Here is a 26,748-nt window from a genome sequence, read left to right as displayed (position 1 = left end):
CTGCGTTGACCCTAAAGGCCGCTAGTCAGGCTTGATCAGCGAGATGAAACGCACCTTACCGTCTTCGAACAGCAGTTGGAAGCCAAGGCCATCGTCAACGCGATAACGCCAGGCTGTTTCCGTACGGGCATTGGGAAGGCCAAGCTTGGCGATGACTTCGTTTTGCGTGAGGCCGACTTTAATTTCATCCGGCGTCGCATAAGCTTGATCGTCCGTTGTAAACACAATCGAAGCGGATAGCTTTATTATACTCGGATAGGCGTACTGATAGCCGGTAAGTGTTAAAGACTGCGGTGACAAAGATTGTATGAATCCTTTCGTTCCAAGAGCCCCGTCATAGAAAAGCGTGCCGGAGGAGAGTGCAAGGAACTTTTGCGCCCAGCCGAGATAGTCGAGACCGTCGATGTTAAAACGGCTTCGCTCGTATATCCGGTCCGTGATCCGATCCTCTTGCACTATGGCTTGCTCAGTACTTGCTTGTGCGCTAAGCCTGTCGTACGCTGCCCATTCGCCGCCTGGATTGATATACCTTTGCATGAGCATCCACACCTGATCGTCTGCCAACAACAGCGTATCCGGGGTCCCGTACGTGTTGCTGCTTGGATCGTAAGCCATGACAAAGGCGCCTTCAGCTGTATCGATTGTCATTGTATAGGCATTGCTTACCCAGGATATCTCCGGCTCCGGACTGATCGATGCAGCGGCAATGTCCAGCGTGTTCAGATTTTGCAAAATAACGTTCAGCCGATCTTTCGGCACCTCGAAGGGCTGCAGCCGGTGCTGGTTGTCTTCCAAACGAATACCGACCACATCTTGCAGCTTAAACGGCAGCTGTGCGCTTAGCAATCCCGACAAGCGTTGAATCCGGATTGGCCGTGGAGCCACATTCGGCACGGGGGCAACAGCCGTCAAAGTTGAAGTAAAGGTTACCGGACTCAGCGTTCGAACGAGATCGTCTCCCCTATGGCTTAGTAGAACTGCTCCAACGACCATCGCTACAGATACGCCGACTATTGTTGCAGCGTAAAGGCGACGGCGGTTTAGGTGCGACCGGCCATGCTTTTTGTCCATCTTTCCGCTAAGTGCCATCTGTTCGATTGCGGACATATGAGTTTCCGTAAAACCTTCCGTGCGAGATGCGTCCACCTTTAATTGCTCGTACCACGACGGCCGGCGATCCTCATTCACGATCAGATGCCTCCTCTCTAAGCCTGATCATGCGTTCCCTCGCGCGCGACAGCCTGGACTTGACGGTGCCCTCCGACAGGTCGAGGAGCAGCGCGATCTCCCTAACCGTAAGTTCGTATCGCGCCTGCAGCACGAGCGTTTCGCGCAGTTTAAGAGGAAGCCGCATGACGTCTGCCCATATCTCGTTGGATAATGAACGGCGCAGCACTTCGGATTCGGCGGATGGACCGGCATCATGCGCTCGGTCGTCTATGCGATCCATTAGCGTGACGCGGCGCAGAAAGGCCGAACGCAAACGATTGATCGCCGTATTTCGCGCGATCGACAGCAGCCACGTTCGAACGGAGGAAGCGCCGCGGAACGTATCGATCTTCCGGTAGGCGGCAAGGAATACGTCCTGGGATACGTCGTCCGCGAGATCCCTGCGTTTGGTGAGGACAAAGGCCAGGTTCCACACCTCGGATCCGTATTGCAGCATCAACTCGCGAAGCCCATCGGCATCTATATTTTCAGCGTAGGACCAGTGGGTTTCTTCCAAGCTCGCAACACCTCCACCGATTAGACACCGCAAACGCGCAGGAGGTTCCGTTTTAGACAAAAAAAGGAACCGGGGCGCTCTTGTGCATCCCGATCCCGATTCCATCTATCGCGCTTACTACAATTCCGTCTTAAACCTCGATACATCCTCCTTCAGCACGGAGACCAGCTCGACGAGGCGTGCTGCGTGCTCGGACACCTCTGCCGCAGCAGCCGCTTGCGCTTGAACCGAGGAGGCGATCTCCTGCGAGGAGGCTGCCGTCTGCTCGGAGACGGACAGGATCGTACCGATAGAAGAGACGACGACACCTTTTTGCGAATCGATTGCGGTAATCGTGGAGCGCTCATGGGCAACGTGCGCGAGCATCCGGGCGATAGAAGCTTGGATTTGCTTCATCGCGCGGCTAACGTGCGACACCGCGTCCTTCTGAATGCCGTTAACTTCGTTGGTGCGGTTCACGACCTCCGCGAGGCTACCAGTCTGCTCCAGAACGCCGGCGATCGTCCGCTCGATCTGCTTCGCGGACTGACGGGCTTGCAGCGCCAGCCTTCTGACCTCGTCCGCGATGACCGCGAAGCCTCGGCCATGCGGGCCCGCTCTCGCGGCTTCGATCGCGGCGTTCACGGCCAGGACATTCGTCTGCTCTGCAATATCGGAGATCGCCCGGGTGACGGACGAGATCGATTGCGATTGCGCGCACAGATCGTCGACCATGCCGGCCACCCGGCCAAACGCTTGCTCGAGCTCCTCGAACGAAGCTTCCAAATGCGCGGCGCTAGCGTCCCCCTCCCGGACCTGAACCTCGGAGGTCGCGAGCTCGCGTTCGATATCGGCGGATTGAACCGTCAGCGTGCCGATTTCCCGAGTTAGCAGACGTACGGCTTCGGAGCTTTTCTCCAGCTCCAGCGTCGTGCCCGCCGCGCCTGCCGCGATCTCCTCGGTCGACCGGGCGGCTTCCCGGCTGGTTCTGCCGTTTTCCCCCGAAATGACCATAACGCCGTGCGCCGTCTCTTCGACGGAGGTCACGCCGACATTCACCTTCCCGATTAGCGATCGGACGCGATGCAGCATTTCGTTGTAGTTCGACGCCAAGTCGCCGAGCTCGTCGTTTGCCGCATAATCGAACTGCGCGATCAGATCCCCGTCCGCCGTCTTGGCGATCGTTTTGCGAAGGGTATGAATCGTGCGCAGCAGCCGAATCGCAATATAGAGGGCGGCCAGGGCGCCGATGGCGAGCCCGATGACAAGGGCGACCGCGCTAATCCGTATAAATCCTTGCAAACTCCGGTCAAGCGCGCTTCGTTCGATGAACGAGACGACGCTCCAGTTCATCGAATAAACGTAAGAGACCGTGCCGGTATACCGTACGCCCTTCCATTTGAACGCGATATCCTCCCGTTTGCCGGCCGCTACATCCTCGACCCATGCGAACGTTTTTTTCATATCGCTTATATCCTCGAGCGCGTCGTCCGCGCCTTCCGTCCGTCCGCTCGCGTTCGGATCGATATTTTTTCCTTCCATCCCCTTCATGAAGGAGGTGACGACGAGGCCGCGGTCATCGAAAAGGATCAGCTTGTTTTTGCCGAACGTCTCGTTCGACTCCCGCAGCGCGCCGAGTCCCGCAAGATCGATATCGTAGCCCGCGGCGCCGTACAGCTCCGAATCCTTCATGACAGGCGTGACGACGGTGACAGCCATCTTGCCGGCGGCTGGTCCAGGTGGACGCTCGTCCATGCGGTGGATTTCTCTTGCGCAGCGAGCCGGTATATCGAAGATTGCCGATCGTCAGCCGGGGGACTCGCGCTCGAAGAACTCAGCGTATGCCCGTCGGAGGCGCGGATGAAGAAGACACTTTGCAGAGCCGGATCCTTGGCCTGCGTCTCCCGCAGCAGCTGCCCAATAGGTTCGTCGGGACGACCCGCGCTCGCGGCCAACGTCCCGATCGACATGGAGAGCTGTTCAAGCGATTTTTCGTATTGCTCGGTCAGCATCCGCATTTCGCGCGTCGCGCTCTCGACCTGTACCGCATTGGCATCGGCAAAGGAACGTTGCAGCGAGCTCCTCACCGTAGCGAACAGCATCAGCGTGCAGGCGGTCAGCGAGATAAATACGGCAATGGAAATGAGGAGCATCCATTTCGTGCGCAGCGAACGTCTGCGGCGGTCCTTCCGGTGCAGTGGAGCGGGGGATGCGGGAGAGGAGGTCAATGTCGAACGCCTGCCTTATTGGGAAATGTTTGAAGCCACTCCTCATTCTAATAGACGGCGCCGATCGATGAATGCGGTTTCATGACGACTAATTTGCGATGCGCTGGAATTTATTGCGGTCGGCCGTCTGGAATGCGCGGAGGAACGCGTGTTCCCGATTGTTTCCGAGCCTCGGGAGACCCGATAAATACACGGAAAACTTCTTGCGGAAATCTGTGAACATTCATTGACAGTACCCCCTGGCAAGTGTAAATTTATTGTTGACTCACCGACGTCGGTTGCGTTTTTGGCAACCCGTTTTTGTTAAGCGGCCTAATTTGTGCTTATTTTCACAATTAATGATACCAGGCGTCAACGCCGCAGGAGGAGACTCACCATGGAAGCTTTAGCCCTTGAACGCAAAGCGGAGCAGAACCGCGAGCTGCGCGAGCGCCTGGCGCAGCTGAAGAAGGAACGCAATGCCATCATTCTGGCTCACTATTACCAGCGCGACGAGATTCAAGAGGTGGCCGACTTCCGCGGAGACTCGTTCCTGCTCGCCCAGAAGGCCGCGCAGACGGACGCGGACGTCATCGTGTTTTGCGGCGTGCACTTCATGGGCGAGAGCGCCAAGATCCTCGCGCCGCACAAGACCGTGCTCGTCCCCGACGAGCGCGCGGGCTGCCCGATGGCGGACATGGTCAATCCGATCGGCCTGCGGGAGCTGAAGGCCAAGCATCCAAATGCCAAGGTCGTGACCTATATCAACTCGTCCGCGGACGTAAAGGCCGAGACCGACATCTGCTGCACGTCCGCCAACGCGGTCAAGGTCGTCAATTCGGTCGAAGGCGACGAGGTCATCTGGTGCCCGGACAAGAACCTGGGCCACTATGTGCAGCAGCATACGGACAAGAAGATGATTATCTGGGAAGGCTATTGCAACACGCACGACATGCTGACCGTCAAAGATGTGTACGAGATGCGGGCGAAGTATCCGAACGCGCAGTTCGTCGTTCATCCGGAATGCCGCCCCGAGGTCGTCGAGCTGGCCGACTTCGTCGGCAGCACGACCGGTATCCTGAAGTATTGCCGCGAATCGAGCCACAAGGAGTTCATCGTCGGCACCGAGGACGGCACGGGGTACCAGCTGCGGGTGGACAGCCCGGACAAGACGTTCCATTTTGCGAGCAAGTTCCTCGTCTGCCCGAATATGAAGGTCAACAACCTGAAGAAGGTCGTCAAGGCGCTTGAAACGATGCAGCCGCAGATCCATGTGCCGCAAGACGTCGCCGACAAGGCGCGCCTGTCGCTCGAGCGCATGCTGCTCGTCAAGTAATCGAGAGAGACCAATAACTTCAGGCAGGGAGTCGCAGAGGGCCATGATACCACGATATATCGTCGATTTCGATCCGGCGGAGCTTGAGACCGTACAGACGGATATGATCATTATCGGAGCCGGGATCGCGGGCCTCTTCACCGCTCTTCAGGCTGCCAAGGACCGCCGCGTCCTCATGATCACGAAAAAGTCGCTGTTCGACAGCAACACCCGCTACGCCCAGGGCGGCATCGCGGCCGTCATCTCGGAGGACGATTCGCCGGAATTTCACCGCCAGGACACGTTGATCGCGGGCGCCGGGCTATGCGATCCCGAGGCGGTAGACGTACTCGTGCACGAGGGACCGGATTGCGTCCAGGCGCTGATCCAATACGGCACGCACTTCGACGAGGAGGACGGACACCTCGCCCTGACCAAGGAAGGCGCGCATAGCCAGCGCCGCATTCTGCACGCCAACGGCGACGCTACGGGCTACGAGATCGTGCGCGCGCTGGCGGACAAGGTGCAAAGCGTGCCCAATATCGAAGTGTGGGACGACCACTTCGTGCTCGATCTGCTGACCGAGGAGGGCGAGTGCGTCGGCGCGCTCGTGCAGAAGCCGGACGGCTCGCGCGTGATCGTGCGCGGCGCGGCGACCGTCCTCTGTTCGGGAGGCACCGGGCAGCTGTACCGCTACACAACGAATCCCGAGGTCGCGACGGGCGACGGTATCGCGATGGCTTATCGCGCCGGCGCGGTCATCCGCGACATGGAGTTCAACCAATTTCACCCGACATCGCTGTGCTATCCGGGCGCGCCGCGCTTCCTGATCTCGGAAGCGGTACGCGGCGAAGGCGCCGTTCTCCGCAATATCCGGGGCGAGCGCTTCATGGACAAGTACCATCCGCAGCTCGAGCTGGCACCGCGCGATATCGTGGCGCGGGCCATCGTGAGCGAGATGGAACTGACCAAGTCGACTTACGTTTACATCGATATTACCCACGAGACGCCGGATCTGATCAAGCACCGGTTTCCGAATATTTACGAGTTTTGCCTGAATTACGGCCTCGACATGACGACGGACTGGATTCCGGTGGCGCCTGCTGCCCATTATATGATGGGCGGCGTCCGTACGGATATGAACGGCGAATCGAGCATCCCCAGGCTGTTCGCCTGCGGCGAAGTATCGTCGACGGGCGTGCACGGCGCGAACCGGCTGGCGAGCAACTCGTTGTCCGAAGCGATCGTGTTCGGCCGCCGTATCGTCGATCGGATCGGCTCGCTGCCGCCGCTTACGGTCGAAGCGCGTACCGGATATGCGTCTGAGCGGATCGGCACGCCGGCGGGCAAGATGGCAGAGCGCCGCCTTAAGCTTCAGAAGCTGATGGTGCGCTTCGCCGGTCTCAGGCGGGAGGCCCACGGCTTGGCCAAGGGGCTCGAAGAGCTGCGCCGTCAGGCGCCGCTGTACCAGACAGAGATGTCGGCGCGCGAGGAGTTCGAATACGCGAACCTGCTCACCTGCGCGACATTGATGATGGAGGCGGCCCTTATGCGCGAAGAGAGCCGCGGCGCGCATTACCGGGAGGACTTCCCGGACAAGGACGATCTGTTCTGGCGCAAGCATACGCTGATGCACAGGGAACGGGGCATCGGAGAGGAGTTCATAGGCGATGTTTGAATCGGAAAAGGACTGGGAGATCGCGGGACCCGCGGTCGATGCCGTGAAGGCGCAGCTTAGGGCTTGGCTGGCCGAGGATATCGGCAGCGGGGACGTGAGCACGATGTCGACGGTGCCGGCGGGCCACCGGTCGAAGGGAATTATTCACGCCAAGGAAGCGGGCGTGCTTGCGGGCATGCCGCTCATGCGCCTCGTCTTCGGCGTGATCGACCCTTCGCTCGCGGTCGAATCGCGGGCGCATGACGGAGACCGCGTCGAGCGCGGCACCGTGCTCGCGGTCGTCGAGGGCGCTACGCACAGCATCCTGACCGGCGAGCGTCTCGCGCTGAACCTGCTGCAGCGTCTGTCCGGCATCGCCACCAAGACCCGCGTCTACGTGGACGCGGCCCAGGGCTATCCGGCGCGGATCGCCGACACGCGCAAGACGACGCCGGGCCACCGCACGCTGGAGAAATATGCCGTGCGCATCGGCGGCGCAAACAATCACCGCTTCGGCTTGTACGATGCGGTCATGATCAAGGATAATCATATTAAAGCGGCAGGCGGCATCTCTGCGGCCGTCGCGTCGGCGAAGTCGCGCATCCCGCACACGATGATGATCGAGGTCGAAGCCGAGTCGCTGGAGCAGGCGGTCGAAGCCGCGCGCGCAGGCGCGAACGTCGTTATGTTCGACAATATGTCGCCCGAGCAAATGAAGGCGGCCGCCGCCGAGCTGCGGGGCATCGCGCCCCATATCGTACTGGAAGCGTCCGGCGGCATTCGTCCGGAGCGGGTGCGCGAAGTGGCTGCGTCCGGCGTTGACGTGATCAGCGTAGGCGCGCTGACGCACTCGTTCAACGCGCTGGACATCAGCCTGGATCTGAACGAAGTCAAGAAGGGGGAAGTCTCTTGATTCTGGTCGTCGACGTCGGGAACACCAACATCGTGCTCGGCCTGTACGAGGGCTCGGAGCTTCTCCATCATTGGCGGCTCAGCACGAACCGCTCGGCGACGGTCGACGAGTACGGGATCATGCTGACCAACCTGTTCAGCATCGCGGGCATCCTGGCGGCCGAGATCGACGGCGTGATCGTCTCGTGCGTCGTACCGCCGCTCATGCCTACGCTCGAGCGGCTGTTCCCCAAGTATGTGGGCCGCGAGGCGCTGGTCGTCGGACCGGGCATCAAGACGGGCCTCAACATCCGGTACGAAAATCCGAAGGAGGTCGGCGCCGACCGGATCGTCAACGCGGTCGCGGGCATCGAGCACTATGGAGCGCCGCTGGTCGTCGTAGATTTCGGCACGGCGACGACCTTCGATTATATCGACCCGTCGGGCGCTTATCTCGGCGGAGTCATCGTGCCGGGCATCGGCATCTCGGCCGAGGCGCTGTACCAGCGTGCAGCCAGACTGCCGCGCGTCGAGCTGGCCAAGCCGAAGGCGGTCGTCGGCCGCAACACGGTCGCGGCCATCCAGTCCGGCGCGATCTACGGCTACGCCGGCCAGGTGGACGGCATCGTGAAGCGGATCTGCGCCGAGCAGCGCTGCACGCCGCGCGTCATTGCGACGGGCGGTCTCGCGGAGCTGATCGCCAGCGAGTCGGAGACGATCGAATCGGTCGATTCAATGCTGACGCTGGAAGGATTAAGAATCATTTACGAACGCAATCTATAGAAATCCCGGCCGGCCGGTTCCGCCCGCTCCGGCGGACGGACGAGCCGGCATCGAACAACTTAGGCAAAGGAGCGGATGAAGTGACGGACGAACTGATCAGAGGCACCGCATGGGGCGGCGCCGTTCGTGTCTTTGGCGCGAAAACGACCGAGCTCGTGCGCGAGCTCCAACGCAGGCACGATACATTTCCGACGGCTTCGGCCGCGCTCGGAAGGACCGCGACTGCGGCGGCTATGATGGGCTTCATGCTCAAGGGAGACGAGAAGCTCACCGTACAAGTGAAGGGCGACGGACCGATCGGTCAGATCGTGGCCGACGCCAACGCCGTCGGCGAAGTTAAAGGCTATGTCGACTATCCGCATACGCATCTGCCCAGCAACAGTCTGGGCAAACTGGACGTATCGGGCGCGGTAGGCAAGACGGGTTTTCTTAACGTGACCAAGGATCTTGGCCTGAAGGAGCCGTACCGCGGCAGCGTGCCGCTCATCTCGGGCGAGCTGGCCGAGGACTTCACGTATTACTTCGCGGCATCGGAGCAGACGCCGTCCGCCGTCGGGCTGGGCGTTCTCGTCGATACCGACAACACCGTGCTCCATGCGGGCGGCTTCGTCATTCAGGTGCTTCCTAATATTACCGACGAGCAGTTGTCGCGCCTCGAGCAGGCCGTCTCGGCGATGCCACATGTCACCGCGCTGCTCGATCAAGGCGAGACCGCCGAGGGAATCTTGAAGTTCCTCGTCGGCGACGATCTGACGATTCACGATACGATCGAGCCCAAGTTCGTTTGCAACTGTTCGCGCGAGCGCGTTGAGCGCACGCTCATCAGCATGGGCGAGACCGACTTGCGCAAGCTGATCGACGAGGACGGCCAGGCGCAGGTCGAGTGTCATTTTTGCAATGAATCCTATTCGTTCGACGGCGAGCAGCTCCGCGGGATTCTGGAACGCGCGACTTCTTAATATAGCAAAGGGAGGGATACGGCCATGTGGCAGACGAAGCGGCTGGGGAAGCCGATCGTTCTGCTTGCCCTGACGTGGGCGCTTGCTGCCGAGGCCGGATGTACGGCCAAGCCGGCGCTTACGGCGGAGCCGTCCGGCACCGAGCCGATCCCATCCGGTTCGATGTCGGGCGCTCCGGGAGGAGCGGGCGACACCGTGGCAATCGTAGGAGAAACGCGCATCACCCGCCAGCAGCTGCTCAACGCGTTATTAGGTTCGTATGGGGAGCAGACATTGCGGATGATGATGCTCCGCCTGGCCGTCCAGAAGGAGGCGCAGTCCGCGGGCATCTCGATCACGGAGGCATCGCTGGACCGGGAACTTCGCAAGGCAAGCGAGGGCTACCAGAGCCTGGAAGACTTCTATGATGCCCGGCGGCAGCAGCTTGGCATGACGCCCGACGACGTGCGCGAGGATCTTCTTTATAAATTGCAACTTGAAGCACTCGCGATTCGCGGCGTCGAGGTGACGGATGCGGAAGTGGATCAGTACATGAGCGACCATCCGGAGGAATTCGCGCCGAAGGAGGAGCTGAAGCTCTCCCACATCGTCGTGGAGCGGCAGAAGGACGCAGCGCATCTGGTCGACTTGCTCGCGCAAGGAGAGGACTTCGCGGAGCTGGCGGCCGCGAACTCGCAGGATGCGGATACCGCTGCCGACGGAGGCAGTCTCGGTTGGGTCGAGACCGACGATCCGTTTGTGGCGCCCGAGCTGTTGGCCGCGGCTGCGAAGCTCGAGATCGGGGAAGCGGCAGGGCCGATTCGCACGGACGCAGGCTACGAGGTCGTGCTCGTCGAGGGCCGGCGAGGCTCGGGCGAGCAGGATGGGCAGGCGAATCGGGAAGCGGCGAAGCGCGAATACGCGCTGTCGGTGTCGCCGCCGCTGTCCGAGGTCGAGCAGACGCTGCTGGACAAGTATGACGCCAAAGTGCTTGACGGGGCGCTCCAATATTAACTGAAGGGCATTATCCTTCTATTGACAATCTTGTGCAACGTTGATAAGATGAGAAAAGATAAAAACCTACTGAAATTGTCGGAAATAGAAAAATGGACGACGCCGTCCGCCATTATTCGAGGAGGAATCATTCGCCATGGCAAAAATCGTGCAGAATATCACGGACCTGATCGGGGATACGCCGCTTGTCCGTCTGAACCGCATCGTACCTGAAGGCAGCGCGGAGGTTTACGTCAAGGTCGAATATCAGAATCCGGGCGCTAGCGTCAAGGATCGGATCGCCATCAGCATCGTTGAGGAAGCCGAAAAAGAAGGCAAGCTGAAGCCGGGCGGCACGATCGTCGAAGCGACCAGCGGCAACACTGGTATCGGTCTCGCGCTCGTCGCTGCTGCGAAGGGCTACCGCGCGGTTATCGTCATGCCTGAGACGATGAGCCTTGAGCGTCGCAATCTGCTTCGCGCCTATGGCGCCGAGCTGGTGCTGACCCCGGGTTCCGAAGGCATGAACGGCGCCGTCAAGAAGGCCGAAGAGCTCCTTAAGGAGAACCCGGACTATTTCCTCGCCGATCAGTTCAAGAACAAAGCGAACCTCAAGATTCACCTCGAGACGACGGGTCCCGAGATTGTCGAAGCGATCAACTCGCTCGACGGCAAGCTGGACGCGTTCGTGGCGGGCATCGGCACGGGCGGCACGATCTCCGGCGCCGGCAAGGTGCTGAAGGACAACTTCCCGGGCGTCAAGATCGTCGCTGTCGAACCGGCGGCATCTCCGCTGCTGTCGAGCGGCAAGGCGGGTCCGCACAAGATCCAGGGCATCGGCGCCAACTTCGTGCCTGAGATTCTGGACCGCGAGATCTACGACCAGATCATCGCCGTCGAGAACGAAGACGCCTTCGAATGGGCACGCACCGCTGCCAAGAAGGAAGGCATCCTGTGCGGCATTTCCTCCGGCGCGGCGATTTTCGCAGCGCTGCAAGTCGCGAAGGAACTCGGTGCCGGCAAGCGCGTCGTCGCAGTCGTTCCGTCCAACGGCGAACGCTACCTGAGCACGCCGTTGTTCAACTTCGACAACTAATAGAGTTGGCCGACGATCCGGCCGTCCTTTTTGGGGCGGCCGGATTTTGGCGTTTTCCGGTCGGCGGCAGGAACGGGATATGAATGTTGGCGGCATAGCGACGTGCGACATCGTTATTTGGCTGGAGATGCGAGAATGCGTCGGGATAGCGATCTCGGACATCGTTATTTGCCCGATGCTGCGGGAGTGCGATGGTTAGCGATGCGTGGCATCGTTATTAGCTGGCTCAAGTAAAAACGGAGGGCTCGTAGCCCCCCGTTTCCGCTTATAGAGCGCCCGCTTCCTGGCAAATGGCGACCGCCCGGTCGTAGTCCTCTTCTTCGACGATGGCCGTCAGCAGAATATCGCGTCCCGTAACCCGGTTGTCGGGCCCGCCCGAGCTCATCCCGCTGGCGCTGACGCTGGCTGCGGCCAGCACGGCGGCATCGGGATTGTCAAAGTCTCCGCCAAGCGTGATGAATCCGAGTCCGCGGAACGTCCCGGCGATCGTGTTGCCCAGCTGATCGAGATGCTCCATGCCGGCGCCCGGATACCCGTCAAACCGGTCGATTGCATGCTCGATCAGGCGCAAGGACTTCAGCCCCTCCAGCGCCTGTCTGGCTTGGTCCGGGGTGTTGAAGTAGGCGAGCACCGCCCGTTCTGCCATCGCGTCGTCCCCCTTTGGCCGGCAACGTCTACACCGGCGTTGATCCACCGTAGTATAGGCGCGAACGAGGGCGGCTATGCGGTCGGGCGAGCGCCTACCGAATTCGTTTCCTCAAATAACGCCTGAACGCATACATGACCCACAAATGAATCTTGGCCTGCGTGTACTTGTAGAGGAACCATGGCAGCGCCGGCAAGTAATCGTGGATGGCGATGATGCATTCGTCGGAGTCCGGCACCTGCAGAAACTCCAGTCGTCCGCGGTGCGTCTCTTTTCGGCTTGAAAAGGAACCGCCTGTAATATAATACAACGCCCGGGTCGGCGAACTGCGCTCTTCGGAGTACGTAAGCTCAAGCAGAGGCGCTTTGCGGCCGGCGATGTGAATCCGATAAATATCCTTCTTATCGTGCACCACCCGGATCAGCGGTCCGGCCGCCCGATTCAGCCAGCTAAGGTACGACTTCGAAGCAGCGTCGGCATCCATCCCCTCGGGCAGTCTGACGCGCTGCACGGAACGGACGTCCGACTTGGCGGCGCTTGCCGCCTTTCCCGGCTTCCGCTCCTTCCCTCCAGCGGCGCGTTCGCGGTCAAGCTTTCTTTGCTCCTCTTCCCGTATTGCGTCATTCGCCGCCTCGCGAAACGTGATAACGCCTTCTCCAATCCCGCTCGCCCGCCCTTCGTCTCTTGCAACCATAGTATGAACCAGACTCTCGATCAAAGGGTAAGCCATCTCTTTGGGCGTTCCGGTAATGAGCGCAAGCCATAGGCGGGACAAGTAAACGGAAAAGGCGGGAAAGGGAATGAATAAACGTTTCTTCCCCAGTGTTTCCGCCGTTTGGCCGAGCATCTCCTTGTAGGTCATGACGTCGGGTCCGCCGATGTCGATCGCGCGCCGGTACAGGCCGGTCCGTCCGATCGTCGCCGTTAAGGCGTCCAGCACCTCGGGGAGGGCGATCGCGTGCGTATGCGTGCGCGTCCACTTGGGGAGGATCATGACGGGCAGGCGGCGAACCAGCTTCAGCAGAATCGGAAAAGAAGAACCTTCGGGCCCGACGATCAGGCCGGCCCGCAGCGTCGTCACCGGCACGCCGTACGAAGCGAGCACCTTTTCTACCTCCAGCCGACTCCGCAAATGGCGGGACAACGCTTCGGGAGGGACGTTCGCCGGGATAATGCCGCTCAGGTAAACGATCTGGCGCACGCCATTTTTGCTGGCGGCTCTGGCAAAGTGGTCCGCGAGCAGCACGTCCATATCCTCGAATCGGGCTTGCGTCAGCTTGGCCGACGGGAGCATGGAGTGGACCAGGTAAATCGCATAGTCCGCTCCCGCCAATCCCCGTTCCGCGTCGATCAGGGAAAACAGGTCGCACGAGCGCCAGCTCGTATGTGGCTCGGCTTCCCGCTCTTCCCCGCCGCCTCTGGATAACGCGATGACATCGGCGAACGACGTCAAGCGTTCGAGCAGGTTGCGGCCGATATAGCCGCTCGCGCCGGTCAAGGCCACGACGGGTCTTTTTTCCAAGCCGTCTTCCCGTTTGCTCATGGTGACTGCGCTCCTTCGTATCCGTCTGCCGACACATACCCGTTATCGTCCGCAAAGTAACAAACCCCGCCGGGGCGGGGCATTTTGGCGTAGCAGGCAACCTACTTACGTTTTTTACAGCCAGTCTGTGATTTTAACCGAAAGCTTCTGATGTTGGCCGTTCTTGACGCTGGTGTAGTCGAGATCGATAACGCCGTCATGCTCGCCTTCTACCGTGAACGTGTCGCCGTGGTAGGGGACGTCGTTCAGCTTGGCATATTCCTGATCCGCCGGGTCGAGCAGCTCGTACAGCTCTTTCTTTTTGCCCGTCTCCGGGTCGACCAGCGTGAGCAAGCCTGTCGTGTTCGGCCGGATGAGCAGGTAGTTTGCGCCGATGCCCTCCACGCCGTAAACTTCGTCCAGCCCGCCGAGCTTCGTCAGGTCGTAGGTCTTGTCCGTGCTCCCGTCCGCTTTAAGAATCCGCAACGTTTTGCCGTCGGTCAGCACCGGCTGGTTGCCCTTGCTGGTCACGTTCGGCGTCATGCGCTGCCAGTAATGGACCGAGGCTTGGTCGGCTAGCTTCTTGTTTTTGACGTAGGCTGTCGTGTAGTTGACGTTGATATGCGGTTCGCCATAATTATCGGACACCGTGACGACGAATCCGCCGGTACCGAGCTTGTCGACGGACAGGCTCAAATACTCTTGCTGTTCAAAATCGAGCCTGCCGGTCTTCACGGCCGGGCTGTTGGACGGATCGGACTGATATAGGTCGCCGGTCTTCCTGTCGAGCCAGAACATCGACGGCGTCATCGTAATCGCGTATCCGACGGCGTACGGATCGCCGTCATCGATCGTTACCGCGCGCTGCGCGCTCTGCCACTTCACGGTGGCGCCCAGCGACTGCGCGACGAAGCGGACGGGCACGTATACCGTATTGTTCTTCATGAGAGCCGGCGCGTTCAGCGCGATGGATTTGTCGTTAAGCTGCGCAGTCTTGCTGCCGAGCGTCAGCTTTACCGTACGGTTGGGCGCGTAAACGGACACGAGCTTCTTGGCGCCGTCCCAGTCCACATAAGACTTGAGCAGCTGCGAGACCATACGAAGCGGAACGAAGACGCTGCCGCTGGCGTCGAGATAAGGCGCCGCCGTTCCGGCCGAGATCTCGTTGCCGTTGACAACGAGTTTAATGGGCTTAGGGGTTGCGGCTTGGGCCGCGGATCCGCCGGACGTCGCCGCGGTTCCGGCTGCCAGCAGCAGGGCGAGCCCGAACATCCGGACTTTATTTCTCTTATGCATGTCATGATCATCTCCTTTTTTAGCGTTGCATCCTTCAATACCCATATTTAGAGACGATTCGGAGGTTAATAAAGTTTCTCGCGCGGAAGGGCGAACGCTCTATCCTCGGCATGCGATTGTTTGTATACTTTAGTGAAGAATAGGGAGCGGCGCGGTTAGATTGTCGGCGAAAAAGCTTCCGAGGGGGATATGCGGAGTTGGAAGCGCGAATATCGTTGGAAAAATGGCGGTCGTGGATTGAAGAGTTGACGGATGCCGATGCGGCGGCCGGCCGCGGGTATAATCGTCTGCCTTACATAGAGAAGCATGCGTTGGCAGCAGGCGAAGATCGCGTACCGCTCTGGCGCGGCGCCTGGGAGGCGGCGGGCGAGGAAGCCTTCGTGCTGGAAAGCGGCAAAGGCGGCCGGTATACGTTTCTCGGCATCCGGCCTAGCGCGGTGCTGGTCGGACGGGGCGACCAAGCCGAGCTTAGGCGTCGCGGCGGCGAGGGCGCAAGAGAGGAGGCAGAGCGGCTGAGCGGAGACCCGATCTCGGTCGTGCGCGAGGTCATGGGCCGATATCGCACGCCGTCGGACACGGGGCTGCCGATGTTCACGGGCGGCACCGTCGGCTATTGGAGCTATGACGTCGCACGCGCGCTGGAGCGGCTTCCGCAGACGGCGGCGGACGAGCTGGGCCTGCCGGATTACGCGTTTTTGCTGATCGACGAGCTATGGATCGTCGATCACGAGGCGGGCGAGCTATACCTCGCCGTTCATGCGGATCCGGGCGATGCCAAGAGCGAACCGGCGGTTGCGGCCGCGTATGCCCGCGCACGCGCGCATGCGGCGCGGATGAAGGCGGACTGGGACGGGTTCGTTGCGGCATCCGCAGCACCCGAGGCCGCGTCGGCGCTGGTGTCGGCGCGCGGAATGCTCGCGGAGGAGGGCCTGGCGCTCGACGTTGAGACGTTCGCGAAGGGGCTGCGCACCTCCTTTTCCAAAGAAGCGTTCGAGCAGGCGGTTCGCCGCATCCAGCAGTACATCGGTCAAGGCGACGTCTTCCAGGTGAACCTGTCCCTCCGGCAGACGATGCCGGTGACGGCGAGCCCCGAAGCGCTCTATGAATGGCTGCGCCTCATTAATCCATCGCCTTACATGGGCTTGCTGCGGCTGCCCGGCTTCAGCCTCGTGTCGGCGTCGCCGGAGCTGCTGGTCAAGCGACAGGGAGAGCGCGTCAGCATGCGGCCCATCGCGGGCACGCGCAGGCGCGGTCGCACGCCGGAGGAGGACGCCGCAATGGCGGACGAGCTGCTCTCGAGCGTGAAGGAGCGCGCGGAGCATATCATGCTCGTCGATCTGGCGCGCAACGATCTCGGGCGCATCTCCGCCTACGGCTCGGTACACGTGCCGGAGCTGCTTACGATCGAGCGCTATTCGCACGTGATGCATCTCGTGTCGCAGGTCGAAGGACGGATCGCGCCCGGCAAGGACAGCCTCGACGTGCTGGCTGCCTCGTTTCCCGGAGGCACGATCACGGGCGCGCCCAAGATCCGCACGATGGAAATCATCGAGGAGCTTGAACCCGTGCGCAGAGGCGCTTATACAGGCTCGATCGGATGGATTGACTACGCGGGGAATATGGAATTTAATATAATTATCCGTACGATGGTGGCGAAGGACGGCCTCATCCATATCCAGGCCGGCGCCGGCATCGTCATCGATTCCGATCCCGAGCGGGAGTTCTACGAATGCCTGAACAAGGCCAAGGCGCTCTGGAAGGCTGTACAATATGGGGAACGGCTCAGCCCGGACGGGACGGGAGCCGACGCGAAGGGGGACTGGACATGATTCTGGTCATCGACAATTACGATTCGTTTACTTATAACCTGGTGCAGTATCTGGGCGAGCTGGGACAAGACATCGTCGTCAAGCGCAACGACGAGATCGACCTGGACGGCATCGCGGCGCTTAAGCCCGATCACATCCTGATCTCGCCGGGACCTTGCACGCCGAACGAGGCGGGCATCAGCCTGTCCCTGATCGATCGCTTCAAAGGAGAGATTCCGATCTTCGGCGTCTGCCTCGGGCATCAGGCGATCGGACAGGCCTTCGGCGGCGACGTCGTACGCGCGCCGCAGCTCATGCACGGCAAGACAAGCGAGATGTCCCACGACGGTCGCACGATTTTCGAAGGCGTGCCTTCGCCGTTCACGGCGACGCGCTACCACTCGCTCATCGTGAAGCGCGATACGCTGCCCGACTGCCTGGAGATCAGTGCTGAGACGGACGGCGAGATCATGGGGCTGCGCCACAGGGAATACGTCGTCGAGGGCGTGCAGTTCCACCCCGAGTCGATCATGACGGACCATGGACGCACGCTGCTGCAAAATTTCTTGAACTACAAGTCGGGCTTGCGGCAATGAAGCTGCTGCTGGACGGACAATTGACGGATAGCCGGGAAGCCGTGATCTCAGTCTACGATCACGGCTTCCTGTATGGGATGGGCCTGTTCGAGACGTTCCGCACCTACGGCGGCCGGCCATGGCTGCTTCGCAGGCATGCGGAGCGGCTTGCCGAAGCTTGCGCAGCGATGGGTATCTCGTATGGGCCGGACCCCGATGCAATGGCGGCAGGCGTTGCGCTGTTGCTCGAGGCGAACGGCCTCGCCGACGCTTATATCCGCTGGTCGGTGTCCGCCGGCAGCGGCGAAGTCGGCCTTCCCGCGGGCGAATACGAAGCGCCGCGTGAGATCGTCTACGCCAAACCGCTCGCCGCGGACGATCCCTCAACAAGGCCCGGCAAGACGCTGCGGCTTCTGCGCCTTCGGCGGACGCGTCCCGAGAACGGGGAGCTCCGGCTCAAGTCGTTCCACTATATGAACAATATCGCGGCGAAGCGGGAGCTTCGGGCCGGCGGCGCCTCGGCGAGCACCGAAGGATTGTTCCTGAACGAGCGGGACGAGGTCGTAGAAGGTCTGGTGAGCAATGTATTCTGGGTGAGGGACGGGGCGCTTTATACGCCGTCTCTCGAAACGGGGCCGCTCGCGGGCGTGACTCGGGCTTACGTGTTAGAGCAGGCCAGTCAAGCGGGTCTTATTTGCCATGAAGGCAAGTACGCATGGAACGATCTGCTGCGGGCGGACGAATGCTTCGTGACCAACTCGATCCAGGAGATCGTGCCAGTCGTCGCGGTGCAGGAACCGGACGGGCAGCCGGCACGCGGACCGGGCGGCAGCGACGGTTTCGCGTCGAATCGCGCCGATGCAGATGCCATTGATGCGGCGGGCGCCCCGGGCCCGTGGACCCGGAGGCTGATGACCGCCTACCGGGCGGCAGCGGAGAAAGGCGATGAAGCATGAATCCTGTCTTTTATCATAGACACTACCGGTTTGACGACGGTCTCGAGCTCTCGCTCGGCGAACGGACGTTGATCATGGGCATTCTGAACGTGACGCCCGACTCGTTCTCCGACGGCGGCCGGTTCGATTCGGTCGAGACGGCGGTTCGCCGCGCGGTCGAGATGGCCGAAGAAGGCGCGGACTTGATCGATATCGGCGGAGAGTCCACGCGTCCCGGACACGATCCCGTGACGGCGGAAGAAGAGCAACGGCGGATTCTGCCGGTCATCGAGGCGGTCCGCAGGGCAGTCCCGCTGCCGATTAGCGTCGACACGTACAGAGCCGACACGGCCGAGCTCGCGCTTCGGGCCGGCGCCCACCTTTTAAACGATATCTGGGGCCTGAAGCACGACCCTCGAATGGCACAAGTGGCGGCGAACGCCAACGCGCCGATCATCTTAATGCATAACCGCAAACAGCGGGATTACCGCGAATTCGTGCCTGACGTGCTGGCCGATTTACGGGAGAGCGTGGCGTTGGCCCAAGCGGCCGGCATTTCGGACGATCGCATCTGGCTGGATCCCGGCATCGGCTTCGCCAAAGATTACGATGATAACCTGGAGCTGATGGGCCGGCTCGGCGAGTTGAACGCATTAGGCTATCCCGTGCTGCTGGCAACTTCGCGCAAAACATTCATTCGACGTACGCTCGAGCTTCCCGCAGACGATGTCGTCGAAGGTACGGGCGCGACGACGTCGCTCGGCATCGCGCAAGGCTGCCAGATCGTGCGCGTACACGACGTGCGCGACATGAAGCGGGTGGCGGTAATGACAGACGCGATCGTATACCGTCAAGCCAGATCAGACGAACCGACAGCGTAAAGGAGCGACGAACGAATGGATACGATGAAGCTGAAGCGCATGGTTTTTTTCGGATATCACGGCGTATTTCCCGAGGAGAACAAGCTCGGCCAGAAGTACTACGTGGACCTGGATATGAAGCTCGATCTGAGCCGCGCGGCCGAGAGCGACGACGTCGCCGATACGGTGAACTACGCGGAGGTCCATGCCCTGGTCAAGAAAATCGTGGAAGGCCCGCCAGTAAAGCTGATCGAAAAGCTGGCGGCGAGCATTGCAACGGCGGTACTCGGTACGTATACTATAATCCATGAAGTCACGGTAGGCGTGACGAAGCCGAATCCGCCCTTCGACATCACGTTCGACGGCGTTACGGTGGAGCTCACGCGTGCCAGATGACCGAAGCGGCGGGCATGCCGCCCGCGGGTATAAGAAGGACTGAACGATGATGAAGCTGGCATATGTGGCGCTCGGCGCCAATCTTGGCGACCGGGAGCGGTCTCTCGCGGAGGCGCTGCGTCGTTTGAACGAGACGCCCGGCATCCGGGTGGAGCGCGTGTCCGGCGTGTACGAGACCGATCCGGTCGGCTATACGGACCAGCCGAATTTTTTGAATATGGCGGCGGCGCTATTCACGAGCCTGCCGCCTCTCGAGCTGCTGCGAGCGCTGCTCGCGCTCGAACTTGAGATGGGCCGGGTCCGCGAGTTTCGGTGGGGACCGCGGGTCATCGATCTGGATCTGCTGTCGTACGAGAATGAGACGTTCGATTCGGACGAGCTGACGCTCCCGCACCCCCGCATGGGGGAGCGGGCGTTCGTGCTTGCGCCGCTCCGGGACGTGTGGGCGCCCGGCGAGGCCTTCCCTTGGGAAGCGCAGCTCGGGCCGGATACGCTTGAGAGGGAAGGCATTCGCCGTCTGGCTTCCGGGTTGGAGCCGCGCGGCCTCTAGGAGGGATATCACTTGCTGAAGATCGGCAATGTGGAGATGAATAACAACGTGGTGCTGGCGCCGATGGCGGGCGTTTGCAACCCAGCTTTTCGGCTGATCGCCAAGGAGTTCGGCTGCGGCCTCGTGTGCGCGGAGATGGTCAGCGACAAGGCGATTCTGCACGGCAATCGGCGAACGCTCGAGATGCTGTTCGTGGACGAGCGGGAGAAGCCGCTCAGCCTGCAGATCTTCGGCGGCGATCGCGAATCGCTCGTCGAGGCGGTCAAGTTCGTCGATAAGAATACGAACGCCGACATTATCGACATCAATATGGGTTGTCCCGTGCCAAAAGTCACGAAGTGCGACGCAGGCGCAAGGTGGCTGCTCGATCCGGCCAAGATTTACGAGATGGTTTCGTATGCGGTGGACGCGGCCGAGAAGCCAGTGACGGTCAAGATGCGGATCGGCTGGGATGACGAGCATATTTACGCGGTAGAAAACGCCCGGGCCGTCGAGCGCGCCGGCGGCGCGGCCGTCAGCGTGCATGGACGCACCAGGGAACAATTGTATACGGGTCACGCGAACTGGGATATCATAAAGGACGTCAAAGAGGCCGTTTCCATCCCGGTCATCGGGAACGGGGACGTTTTCTCGCCTGAAGACGCGGAGCGCATGCTCGCGCATACGGGCGTCGACGGCGTCATGATCGGCCGCGGCGCGCTGGGTAATCCGTGGATGCTGTATCGCACGGTCCACTATCTGACCACGGGAGAGAAGCTCCCGGACCCGAATCCCGCGGAGAAGATGCGCATCGCTATGCTGCACATGGACCGCTTGATCAACCTCAAAGGCGAGGGGCAAGCGGTACGCGAGATGCGGAAGCATCTGGCCTGGTATCTCAAGGGGCTGCCGGATGCCGCGCGCGTCAAAAACGAGATCATGGAAATGACGCGCCGCGCCGACGTCGCGCGCAAGCTCGACGAATACGTGGAGTCGCTGGCCGACCTCGACGCCGCCTTGCAGACCGAGGACGGGCCCGTCGTCGTGCATTGATTTCGCGTCGATTCCTGTTAATTGACATTTAATAGGGGTTGAAATATAATTCTAAGCAATATTCGCAAGACGGTCGAGATTGCCGCGGCTGGCCGGGACATTCCCAGTCATGTCGGCGGCAATTCGCCATATAACTGTATTCAAGGTGCGCGTCCCGCCGCGCGGTTCGCGGCGAAGCCTCCGCAAGCAAGCCTTCATGCCCGGCATGGATATCATATCTTCGACAGGAGATCGGTGAGATGAGCGAAAAAGAAGTGCTTCTGACCCCGGATGGGCTCAAGAAGCTCGAAGAGGAACTGGAGAACCTGAAGTCCGTCAAGCGCCGCGAGGTGGCCGAGCGGATCAAGGTTGCAATCGGTTACGGCGACATCAGCGAAAACTCGGAATACGAAGATGCCAAGAACGAACAGGCATTCATTGAAGGCCGCATCATCACGCTCGAGAAGATGTTGCGCAACGCTCGCATCATCAACAACGACGAGATCGATCTCAACACCGTGAGCATCGGCTCCACCGTCGTCGTCGAAGACCTCGAATTTAACGAGACGCTTGAATATACGATCGTCGGCACGGCCGAGTCCGACCCGCTGAAGAACAAGATCTCCAACGAGAGCCCTGTCGGACGCGCGATCATCGGCAAGTCGAAGGGCACGACCGTCGAAGTCAGCGTACCCGCGGGCATTATTCAATACAAGATCGTAGATATCAAAAGGTAATCTGCTGCGGGGCCCTGTGCCAAGCAAGACAAAAGGCCATCTGTGAGCGCGAAAAAGCTTCCGGCAGCGGAAGCTTTTTTGACGAAAGCGGGGTGGCCCGCGTTCTGACGGATATTCAGTTAGGAAAGGGTGTACATCATGAGTCAAGATTTAGAACAACATGCAAATGCCGAACCCACCGCCGCCGAACTCAGCGAGATGCTGCAGATCCGCCGGAACAAGCTGGACGAGCTTCGCAAGCTGGGCATCGATCCGTTCGGCACGAAGTTCGACCGTACGGCTGCCGCGGGCGACATCCTGGCGCGCCTCGACGCCAAGTCGACCGAAGAGCTGGACGAGCTCGCCGAAGAAGTCAGCCTGGCGGGACGCATCATGCAGAAGCGTTCGATGGGCAAGGCTTCCTTTGCGCATATTCAGGACCTGACCGGCAAGATTCAGATCTACGTACGTCAGGATTCTGTGCCGGAAGACCAGTACAAGGCGTTCGGCATCCTCGATATCGGCGACGTCATCGGTATCAAAGGCACCGTATTCAAGACGCGTACCGGCGAGACTTCGATCAAGGCATCGGAGCTGACCGTGCTGACCAAGTCGCTGCTGCCGCTTCCGGACAAGTTCCATGGCCTCAAGGACGTAGAGACGCGCTATCGCCAGCGTTACGTAGACCTCATCGTCAGCCCCGACGTGCAAAAGACGTTTATCACGCGCTCGCGCATCATCCAGTCGATGCGGCGTTATCTGGACGGACGCGGCTACCTTGAAGTCGAGACGCCGACGCTGCACGCCATTGCCGGAGGCGCCGCAGCCAAGCCGTTTATTACGCACCATAATGCCCTGGACATGCAGCTGTATATGCGGATCGCGATCGAGCTTCACCTGAAGCGGCTCATCGTCGGCGGTTTGGAGAAGGTATACGAGATCGGCCGAGTCTATCGCAACGAAGGCATGTCGACGCGTCACAATCCGGAATTCACGATGCTCGAGCTGTATGAAGCATATGCGGATTACAAGGACATCATGAAGCTGACGGAGGACCTGGTCGTCCATCTGGCCGAAGAGGTGCTGGGCACGACGCAGATCGTCTATCAAGGGCAGGAGGTCAATCTGTCCGCGCCTTGGCGCAGGGAGTCGATGACCTCGCTCATCCAGAAGGCCGTAGGCATCGACTTTACGGCCGATATGAGCGACGAGGAAGCGCACCGCCTGGCGAAGGAGCACAAGGTGCCGGTGGAGCCTCATATGACGTTCGGCCATATCGTGAACGCCTTCTTCGAGACGTTTGTCGAGCATACGCTTATTCAGCCTACATTCGTGACGGGGCACCCGGTGGCCATTTCCCCGCTGGCGAAGAAGAACGCAGAAGATCCGCGCTTCACGGATCGCTTCGAGCTGTTCATCGTTGCCCGCGAGCATGCCAACGCCTTTACCGAGCTGAACGATCCGATCGACCAGCGCCAACGCTTCGAAGCGCAGCTGGTGGAGAAGGAAGCGGGCAACGACGAGGCGCAGGATCTCGACGAGGACTTCATCCGCGCGCTTGAGTACGGTTTGCCGCCTACCGGCGGTCTTGGCATCGGCATCGATCGTTTGATCATGCTGCTGACCGACGCGCCGTCCATCCGCGACGTGCTGCTCTTCCCGCATATGCGCGGTGAGTAATCGGAATAGTTGGAGGGCCGGTCGCCTTGAGGCGACTGGCTTTTTGTGCGCTTGGCAGCGCAACCGACTAACGGGTGAAAGTCCCGCGTACGCCGCGAGGTGGCGGAAGTACATAGCAGAGGCGTAGTGCCGGGGCCCGCAAGGGACGGTGCGGAGGATGCCAAGGCAAAACCCGGAACAGGCGGCATACACCAAGTTGGCTGACGGAGCCGGATAACCCTGCAAAAGAAGGGTAGTCCTATACCATCCATAGGCTCCGTAAGTTAAGAGGACTGGATTCGGGGGAAAGCCGGTTGACGTGACCCAAGGAGAGCCCATCGTCTCCGCGCAGAAAGTTTTTTTTTTTGTAGCGGTATCAGAGTTCAAGATCGTGAGGATCAAGAAGGAAGGTACGGACGGTGGGCAGTCAGAAGAAGGGATAGTAGCGAGAAAGCCTGCCGGAAAGGCCGCAAAGGTAGGTGAATCGGCGTCAGGTCGCCGATGCGTGCCCCGACTCAAAAGGCGGGGACACGTGTGAAGCCCGGAACCGTGAAAGAAGCGTGAATGAGGGAAACCATGCGCCAGGCAGGAGCCGGGGAGCTAAGATGTGCGTAGATCCGGGGAATGAACAAAAGGAGAAGCCGTCTGGGGCGAGTACCGACCGGGACACGGAGATTGCCGCAAGGCTACGAGCCGAGGAACGGGAAGGGAAGGAGAACGAGCATGGAGGGACCAAGGCAAGACAAACACGCACACGTAGGAGCTGAAGTGCCAAGCAAACGCAAATGGTACAGCCTCATCGACAAGATTTGGGCGAAGCCAAACCTGGAGGAAGCGTTCCGGGAGGTCAAGCGAAACCGCGGAGCGGCAGGGATCGATCGCGTGACCGTAAAGGCATACGAATCGAAGCTGGAGCCTAATCTAGAGGGGCTTCAGCTGGCGCTGCGAAACAAGACTTACCGGTCTAAGCCGGTAAAACGCGTGTATATCCCGAAAGCTGACGGGACGCAAAGACCGCTGGGCATTCCTACCGTGGAAGACCGAGTCGTGCAAGCGGCGGCAAGGCGTATCATAGAACCCCTATTCGAAGCGCAGTTCAAGGACTGCAGCTATGGATTCCGGCCGGGAAGAAGCGCGCATATGGCGCTGGCCAACATCCGCAAGGATCTGGAAGCAGGCTACCGGTACGTGATCGACGCCGACCTGAAGTCATACTTTGACACCATCCCGCATGAGAAGCTCATTGAAAAGGTGAGAGAGACCATCGTGGACGGCAGTGTACTGCGGTTGCTGGAGAGCTTCCTGAAGGCCGGGATCATGGAAGGCGGCAGCTTCCACCTGAACGAGACGGGGACGCCGCAGGGCGGGGTGATTAGTCCGCTTTTAGCGAACATCTATCTGCATCCGCTGGACGAAGCGATGACGGCGCGCGGACACCGAATGACGCGATATGCAGACGACTTCGTCATCTGTTGCAAAACGGCAAAAGGCGCTGAGCGTGTACTGAATTCGGTCGTGGGACTGCTGGAACGCGAGATGGGACTTATCATACACCCGGAGAAAACGAAAATCGTAAACAGCTACAAGGAAACATTCGTATTCCTGGGTCATGCGTTCAAGCCGGGAAAACGGATGGTGCCGTCGGAAAAAGCGATGAAGCGATTCAAAGAACGGGTGAAGGAGATCACGCGAAGAAACCAGACGGTGAAGGTCGAGCAGATCGTGAAGAAGCGACTAAACCCATACTTGCGGGGATGGGGGAACTACTTTGGGACGGGAGATGTGTTGAGCCGATTCCGAGGACTGGATGCCTGGATTCGAAGACGAATACGGGCCGTGCAACTAAGGAGTTGGAAGAAAATTCGCAAACTCCACCGGGAAATGAGGAGACGGGGATGGGACAATAAAGATATGCCCGGACTCCGAATGACGGCCTGGCGGAGCTCGCATTCCACCTATGCCCAATACGCAATGCCAAACGAATGGTTTGCCGAAATCGGACTATGCAGTTTGCTTGAGCGAAGCCAAGAACTGCGTCCCCAACGGGGATAAGCACGGAGGAGCCGGATGCGTCGACCCGCATGTCCGGATCTGTGAGAGGCCCATGCAATTGCGCATGGGCCTACTCGATTATATGTGGCGCATATGGGAATAATGCGTCGGTATGGGAGCGAGTCAGCGTATGCAGCGTATGTGTGTATGCATCCCGTTTGAACGATATCCCCTTCGGACAGGGAATGGTCGTTTTGAACGTCGCGGGGCCTGATTCTGCAGGAACCTTCTATATAGAGGAAAGCCTGATCAGAGGGATGCATTGCAAGTGACGAACCGCCTACTACAAGCGATGTAGACACGATTTTCAGGTTTTTAAAATTCTTTTGAAAAAGGTGTTGCATTCGTCTGGGCGCCTGTGATATATTATTCAAGTCGCCGCTGAGAGGCCGCCGAGCAAGAGGCCGAGAGCGAAGACAAGATTGCTCCTTGAAAACTGAACATCGAGCGTTAAAACAAACGGACGCTGAAGCCTTTCGGGGTGGAAGCAAAAGTTATACCAGCAATGAAATGAGCTATATTGAACTACCCTTTATGGAGAGTTTGATCCTGGCTCAGGACGAACGCTGGCGGCGTGCCTAATACATGCAAGTCGAGCGGATCTTTGATGGAGCTTGCTCCTGATGAGATTAGCGGCGGACGGGTGAGTAACACGTAGGCAACCTGCCCTGAAGACCGGGATAACATTCGGAAACGAATGCTAAGACCGGATAGGCAGCCGGGTCGCATGATCTGGCTGAGAAACACGGTGCAAGCTGTGGCTTTGGGATGGGCCTGCGGCGCATTAGCTAGTTGGTGGGGTAACGGCTCACCAAGGCGACGATGCGTAGCCGACCTGAGAGGGTGAACGGCCACACTGGGACTGAGACACGGCCCAGACTCCTACGGGAGGCAGCAGTAGGGAATCTTCCACAATGGGCGCAAGCCTGATGGAGCAACGCCGCGTGAGTGAGGAAGGCTTTCGGGTCGTAAAGCTCTGTTGCCAGGGAAGAATAAGGATGTGTTAACTGCACATTCGATGACGGTACCTGAGAAGAAAGCCCCGGCTAACTACGTGCCAGCAGCCGCGGTAATACGTAGGGGGCAAGCGTTGTCCGGAATTATTGGGCGTAAAGCGCGCGCAGGCGGTCTTTTAAG

General features: G+C 60.0%; 24 protein-coding genes, 1 rRNA gene and 1 pseudogene (1 of these 26 running past the window's edge). 18 read left to right on the top strand and 8 right to left on the bottom strand.

The window, feature by feature from the left end; all coding sequences use genetic code 11:
* Nucleotides 1–21: 21 nt before the first annotated feature.
* The 5 genes and pseudogenes from KB449_RS30815 to KB449_RS36740 form a co-directional block, all read right to left on the bottom strand.
* Nucleotides 22–1,188, bottom strand: a complete 1,167-nt coding sequence (locus KB449_RS30815; RefSeq protein ID WP_282912010.1) for a hypothetical protein — start codon at nucleotides 1,186–1,188, stop codon at nucleotides 22–24.
* The gene (locus KB449_RS30810) at nucleotides 1,181–1,726 is read right to left on the bottom strand and encodes an RNA polymerase sigma factor (RefSeq protein ID WP_282912009.1); all 546 of its coding nucleotides are present in this window, start codon (nucleotides 1,724–1,726) and stop codon (nucleotides 1,181–1,183) included. The genes KB449_RS30815 and KB449_RS30810 overlap by 8 nt, the downstream gene beginning before the upstream one ends.
* Before the next feature lie 117 nt (nucleotides 1,727–1,843).
* Nucleotides 1,844–3,460, bottom strand: coding sequence for a methyl-accepting chemotaxis protein (locus tag KB449_RS30805; protein ID WP_282912008.1), 1,617 nt, complete (start codon nucleotides 3,458–3,460; stop codon nucleotides 1,844–1,846).
* Complete coding sequence (locus tag KB449_RS30800) at nucleotides 3,394–3,933, bottom strand: hypothetical protein (RefSeq protein WP_282912007.1); 540 nt, start codon at nucleotides 3,931–3,933, stop codon at nucleotides 3,394–3,396. Before KB449_RS30800 ends, KB449_RS30805 begins: the two co-directional genes overlap by 67 nt.
* 42 nt (nucleotides 3,934–3,975) lie before the next feature.
* Nucleotides 3,976–4,215 (bottom strand): annotated as a pseudogene (locus KB449_RS36740) (hypothetical protein); the annotation flags it as partial.
* 94 nt (nucleotides 4,216–4,309) lie between these two features.
* On the opposite strand from KB449_RS36740, the gene nadA reads away from it, so the two are divergent.
* The 7 genes from nadA (at nucleotide 4,310) to cysK (ending at nucleotide 11,585) form a co-directional block, all read left to right on the top strand.
* Nucleotides 4,310–5,248 carry a quinolinate synthase NadA gene (gene nadA / locus KB449_RS30795; protein WP_090117808.1) on the top strand — a complete coding sequence of 313 codons (939 nt, stop codon included), beginning with the start codon at nucleotides 4,310–4,312 and terminating at the stop codon, nucleotides 5,246–5,248.
* A gap of 43 nt (nucleotides 5,249–5,291) precedes the next feature.
* Nucleotides 5,292–6,905, top strand: a complete 1,614-nt coding sequence (nadB, locus tag KB449_RS30790) for an L-aspartate oxidase (RefSeq protein ID WP_282912006.1) — start codon at nucleotides 5,292–5,294, stop codon at nucleotides 6,903–6,905.
* Complete coding sequence (gene nadC, locus KB449_RS30785) at nucleotides 6,898–7,797, top strand: carboxylating nicotinate-nucleotide diphosphorylase (RefSeq protein ID WP_282912005.1); 900 nt, start codon at nucleotides 6,898–6,900, stop codon at nucleotides 7,795–7,797. The genes nadB and nadC overlap by 8 nt, the downstream gene beginning before the upstream one ends.
* Nucleotides 7,794–8,558, top strand: coding sequence for a type III pantothenate kinase (locus tag KB449_RS30780; protein ID WP_282912004.1), 765 nt, complete (start codon nucleotides 7,794–7,796; stop codon nucleotides 8,556–8,558). Before nadC ends, KB449_RS30780 begins: the two co-directional genes overlap by 4 nt.
* Nucleotides 8,559–8,638: 80 nt before the next feature.
* A complete protein-coding gene (hslO, locus tag KB449_RS30775) occupies nucleotides 8,639–9,517 on the top strand; it encodes an Hsp33 family molecular chaperone HslO (RefSeq protein WP_282912003.1) in 879 nt (292 codons plus the stop codon).
* A gap of 24 nt (nucleotides 9,518–9,541) precedes the next feature.
* On the top strand, nucleotides 9,542–10,510 hold the full coding sequence (locus tag KB449_RS30770; protein WP_282912002.1) for a peptidylprolyl isomerase: 969 nt from the start codon (nucleotides 9,542–9,544) through the stop codon (nucleotides 10,508–10,510).
* Nucleotides 10,511–10,646: 136 nt separating this feature from the next.
* Complete coding sequence (gene cysK / locus KB449_RS30765) at nucleotides 10,647–11,585, top strand: cysteine synthase A (RefSeq protein WP_090117803.1); 939 nt, start codon at nucleotides 10,647–10,649, stop codon at nucleotides 11,583–11,585.
* Nucleotides 11,586–11,850: 265 nt separating this feature from the next.
* Here the strand turns inward: cysK and KB449_RS30760 are convergent, their stop codons facing one another.
* The 3 genes from KB449_RS30760 to KB449_RS30750 form a co-directional block, all read right to left on the bottom strand.
* Nucleotides 11,851–12,231: a hypothetical protein gene (locus tag KB449_RS30760; RefSeq protein WP_282912001.1), complete on the bottom strand. Its 381-nt coding sequence runs from the start codon at nucleotides 12,229–12,231 to the stop codon at nucleotides 11,851–11,853.
* A gap of 94 nt (nucleotides 12,232–12,325) precedes the next feature.
* Entirely contained in the window at nucleotides 12,326–13,774 is a 1,449-nt protein-coding gene (locus KB449_RS30755; protein ID WP_282912000.1) for an NAD-dependent epimerase/dehydratase family protein, read from the bottom strand.
* 114 nt (nucleotides 13,775–13,888) lie between these two features.
* A complete protein-coding gene (locus KB449_RS30750; RefSeq protein ID WP_282911999.1) occupies nucleotides 13,889–15,049 on the bottom strand; it encodes a copper amine oxidase N-terminal domain-containing protein in 1,161 nt (386 codons plus the stop codon).
* A gap of 197 nt (nucleotides 15,050–15,246) precedes the next feature.
* Here KB449_RS30750 and KB449_RS30745 point away from each other — a divergent pair, with 197 nt between their 5' ends.
* From KB449_RS30745 to KB449_RS30695, 11 genes are all read left to right on the top strand, one after another.
* Nucleotides 15,247–16,878: an anthranilate synthase component I family protein gene (locus tag KB449_RS30745; protein ID WP_282911998.1), complete on the top strand. Its 1,632-nt coding sequence runs from the start codon at nucleotides 15,247–15,249 to the stop codon at nucleotides 16,876–16,878.
* Nucleotides 16,875–17,453, top strand: a complete 579-nt coding sequence (gene pabA, locus KB449_RS30740; RefSeq protein WP_282911997.1) for an aminodeoxychorismate/anthranilate synthase component II — start codon at nucleotides 16,875–16,877, stop codon at nucleotides 17,451–17,453. Before KB449_RS30745 ends, pabA begins: the two co-directional genes overlap by 4 nt.
* Complete coding sequence (locus KB449_RS30735; RefSeq protein WP_282911996.1) at nucleotides 17,450–18,388, top strand: aminotransferase class IV; 939 nt, start codon at nucleotides 17,450–17,452, stop codon at nucleotides 18,386–18,388. The genes pabA and KB449_RS30735 overlap by 4 nt, the downstream gene beginning before the upstream one ends.
* Nucleotides 18,385–19,248 carry a dihydropteroate synthase gene (gene folP / locus KB449_RS30730; protein ID WP_282911995.1) on the top strand — a complete coding sequence of 288 codons (864 nt, stop codon included), beginning with the start codon at nucleotides 18,385–18,387 and terminating at the stop codon, nucleotides 19,246–19,248. Before KB449_RS30735 ends, folP begins: the two co-directional genes overlap by 4 nt.
* A 15-nt stretch (nucleotides 19,249–19,263) precedes the next feature.
* Nucleotides 19,264–19,623, top strand: coding sequence for a dihydroneopterin aldolase (gene folB / locus KB449_RS30725; RefSeq protein WP_282911994.1), 360 nt, complete (start codon nucleotides 19,264–19,266; stop codon nucleotides 19,621–19,623).
* Between the two features lie 46 nt (nucleotides 19,624–19,669).
* Nucleotides 19,670–20,173, top strand: coding sequence for a 2-amino-4-hydroxy-6-hydroxymethyldihydropteridine diphosphokinase (gene folK / locus KB449_RS30720; RefSeq protein ID WP_434082532.1), 504 nt, complete (start codon nucleotides 19,670–19,672; stop codon nucleotides 20,171–20,173).
* A 12-nt stretch (nucleotides 20,174–20,185) separates the two neighbouring features.
* Nucleotides 20,186–21,205 carry a tRNA dihydrouridine synthase DusB gene (gene dusB / locus KB449_RS30715; protein WP_282911993.1) on the top strand — a complete coding sequence of 340 codons (1,020 nt, stop codon included), beginning with the start codon at nucleotides 20,186–20,188 and terminating at the stop codon, nucleotides 21,203–21,205.
* Nucleotides 21,206–21,444: 239 nt separating this feature from the next.
* Nucleotides 21,445–21,921, top strand: a complete 477-nt coding sequence (greA, locus tag KB449_RS30710; protein WP_090117794.1) for a transcription elongation factor GreA — start codon at nucleotides 21,445–21,447, stop codon at nucleotides 21,919–21,921.
* Between the two features lie 138 nt (nucleotides 21,922–22,059).
* Nucleotides 22,060–23,580: a lysine--tRNA ligase gene (gene lysS, locus KB449_RS30705; protein ID WP_282911992.1), complete on the top strand. Its 1,521-nt coding sequence runs from the start codon at nucleotides 22,060–22,062 to the stop codon at nucleotides 23,578–23,580.
* Between the two features lie 747 nt (nucleotides 23,581–24,327).
* Nucleotides 24,328–25,611: a group II intron reverse transcriptase/maturase gene (ltrA, locus tag KB449_RS30700; protein WP_282907093.1), complete on the top strand. Its 1,284-nt coding sequence runs from the start codon at nucleotides 24,328–24,330 to the stop codon at nucleotides 25,609–25,611.
* A gap of 531 nt (nucleotides 25,612–26,142) precedes the next feature.
* Nucleotides 26,143–26,748: ribosomal RNA gene (locus KB449_RS30695) — 16S ribosomal RNA — on the top strand; it runs 947 nt beyond the window's last position.

Source organism: Cohnella hashimotonis (assembly GCF_030014955.1).
Classification (GTDB): Bacteria; Bacillota; Bacilli; order Paenibacillales; family Paenibacillaceae; genus Cohnella; species Cohnella hashimotonis.
The sequence above is the reverse complement of the archived record's forward strand: the minus strand, read 5'-3'. Positions and strand labels throughout refer to the sequence as shown.

What these genes read in the sequence shown, in the direction of transcription:
- KB449_RS30805 (WP_282912008.1), bottom strand. Translation starts at nt 3,460, where the DNA reads ATGGACGAGCGTCCACCTGGACCAGCCGCCGGCAAGATGGCTGTCACC.
- nadA (WP_090117808.1), top strand. Translation starts at nt 4,310, where the DNA reads ATGGAAGCTTTAGCCCTTGAACGCAAAGCGGAGCAGAACCGCGAGCTG.
- nadB (WP_282912006.1), top strand. Translation starts at nt 5,292, where the DNA reads ATGATACCACGATATATCGTCGATTTCGATCCGGCGGAGCTTGAGACC.
- nadC (WP_282912005.1), top strand. Translation starts at nt 6,898, where the DNA reads ATGTTTGAATCGGAAAAGGACTGGGAGATCGCGGGACCCGCGGTCGAT.
- KB449_RS30770 (WP_282912002.1), top strand. Translation starts at nt 9,542, where the DNA reads ATGTGGCAGACGAAGCGGCTGGGGAAGCCGATCGTTCTGCTTGCCCTG.
- cysK (WP_090117803.1), top strand. Translation starts at nt 10,647, where the DNA reads ATGGCAAAAATCGTGCAGAATATCACGGACCTGATCGGGGATACGCCG.
- KB449_RS30760 (WP_282912001.1), bottom strand. Translation starts at nt 12,231, where the DNA reads ATGGCAGAACGGGCGGTGCTCGCCTACTTCAACACCCCGGACCAAGCC.
- KB449_RS30755 (WP_282912000.1), bottom strand. Translation starts at nt 13,774, where the DNA reads ATGAGCAAACGGGAAGACGGCTTGGAAAAAAGACCCGTCGTGGCCTTG.
- KB449_RS30750 (WP_282911999.1), bottom strand. Translation starts at nt 15,049, where the DNA reads ATGCATAAGAGAAATAAAGTCCGGATGTTCGGGCTCGCCCTGCTGCTG.
- pabA (WP_282911997.1), top strand. Translation starts at nt 16,875, where the DNA reads ATGATTCTGGTCATCGACAATTACGATTCGTTTACTTATAACCTGGTG.
- KB449_RS30735 (WP_282911996.1), top strand. Translation starts at nt 17,450, where the DNA reads ATGAAGCTGCTGCTGGACGGACAATTGACGGATAGCCGGGAAGCCGTG.
- folP (WP_282911995.1), top strand. Translation starts at nt 18,385, where the DNA reads ATGAATCCTGTCTTTTATCATAGACACTACCGGTTTGACGACGGTCTC.
- folB (WP_282911994.1), top strand. Translation starts at nt 19,264, where the DNA reads ATGGATACGATGAAGCTGAAGCGCATGGTTTTTTTCGGATATCACGGC.
- folK (WP_434082532.1), top strand. Translation starts at nt 19,670, where the DNA reads ATGATGAAGCTGGCATATGTGGCGCTCGGCGCCAATCTTGGCGACCGG.
- greA (WP_090117794.1), top strand. Translation starts at nt 21,445, where the DNA reads ATGAGCGAAAAAGAAGTGCTTCTGACCCCGGATGGGCTCAAGAAGCTC.
- lysS (WP_282911992.1), top strand. Translation starts at nt 22,060, where the DNA reads ATGAGTCAAGATTTAGAACAACATGCAAATGCCGAACCCACCGCCGCC.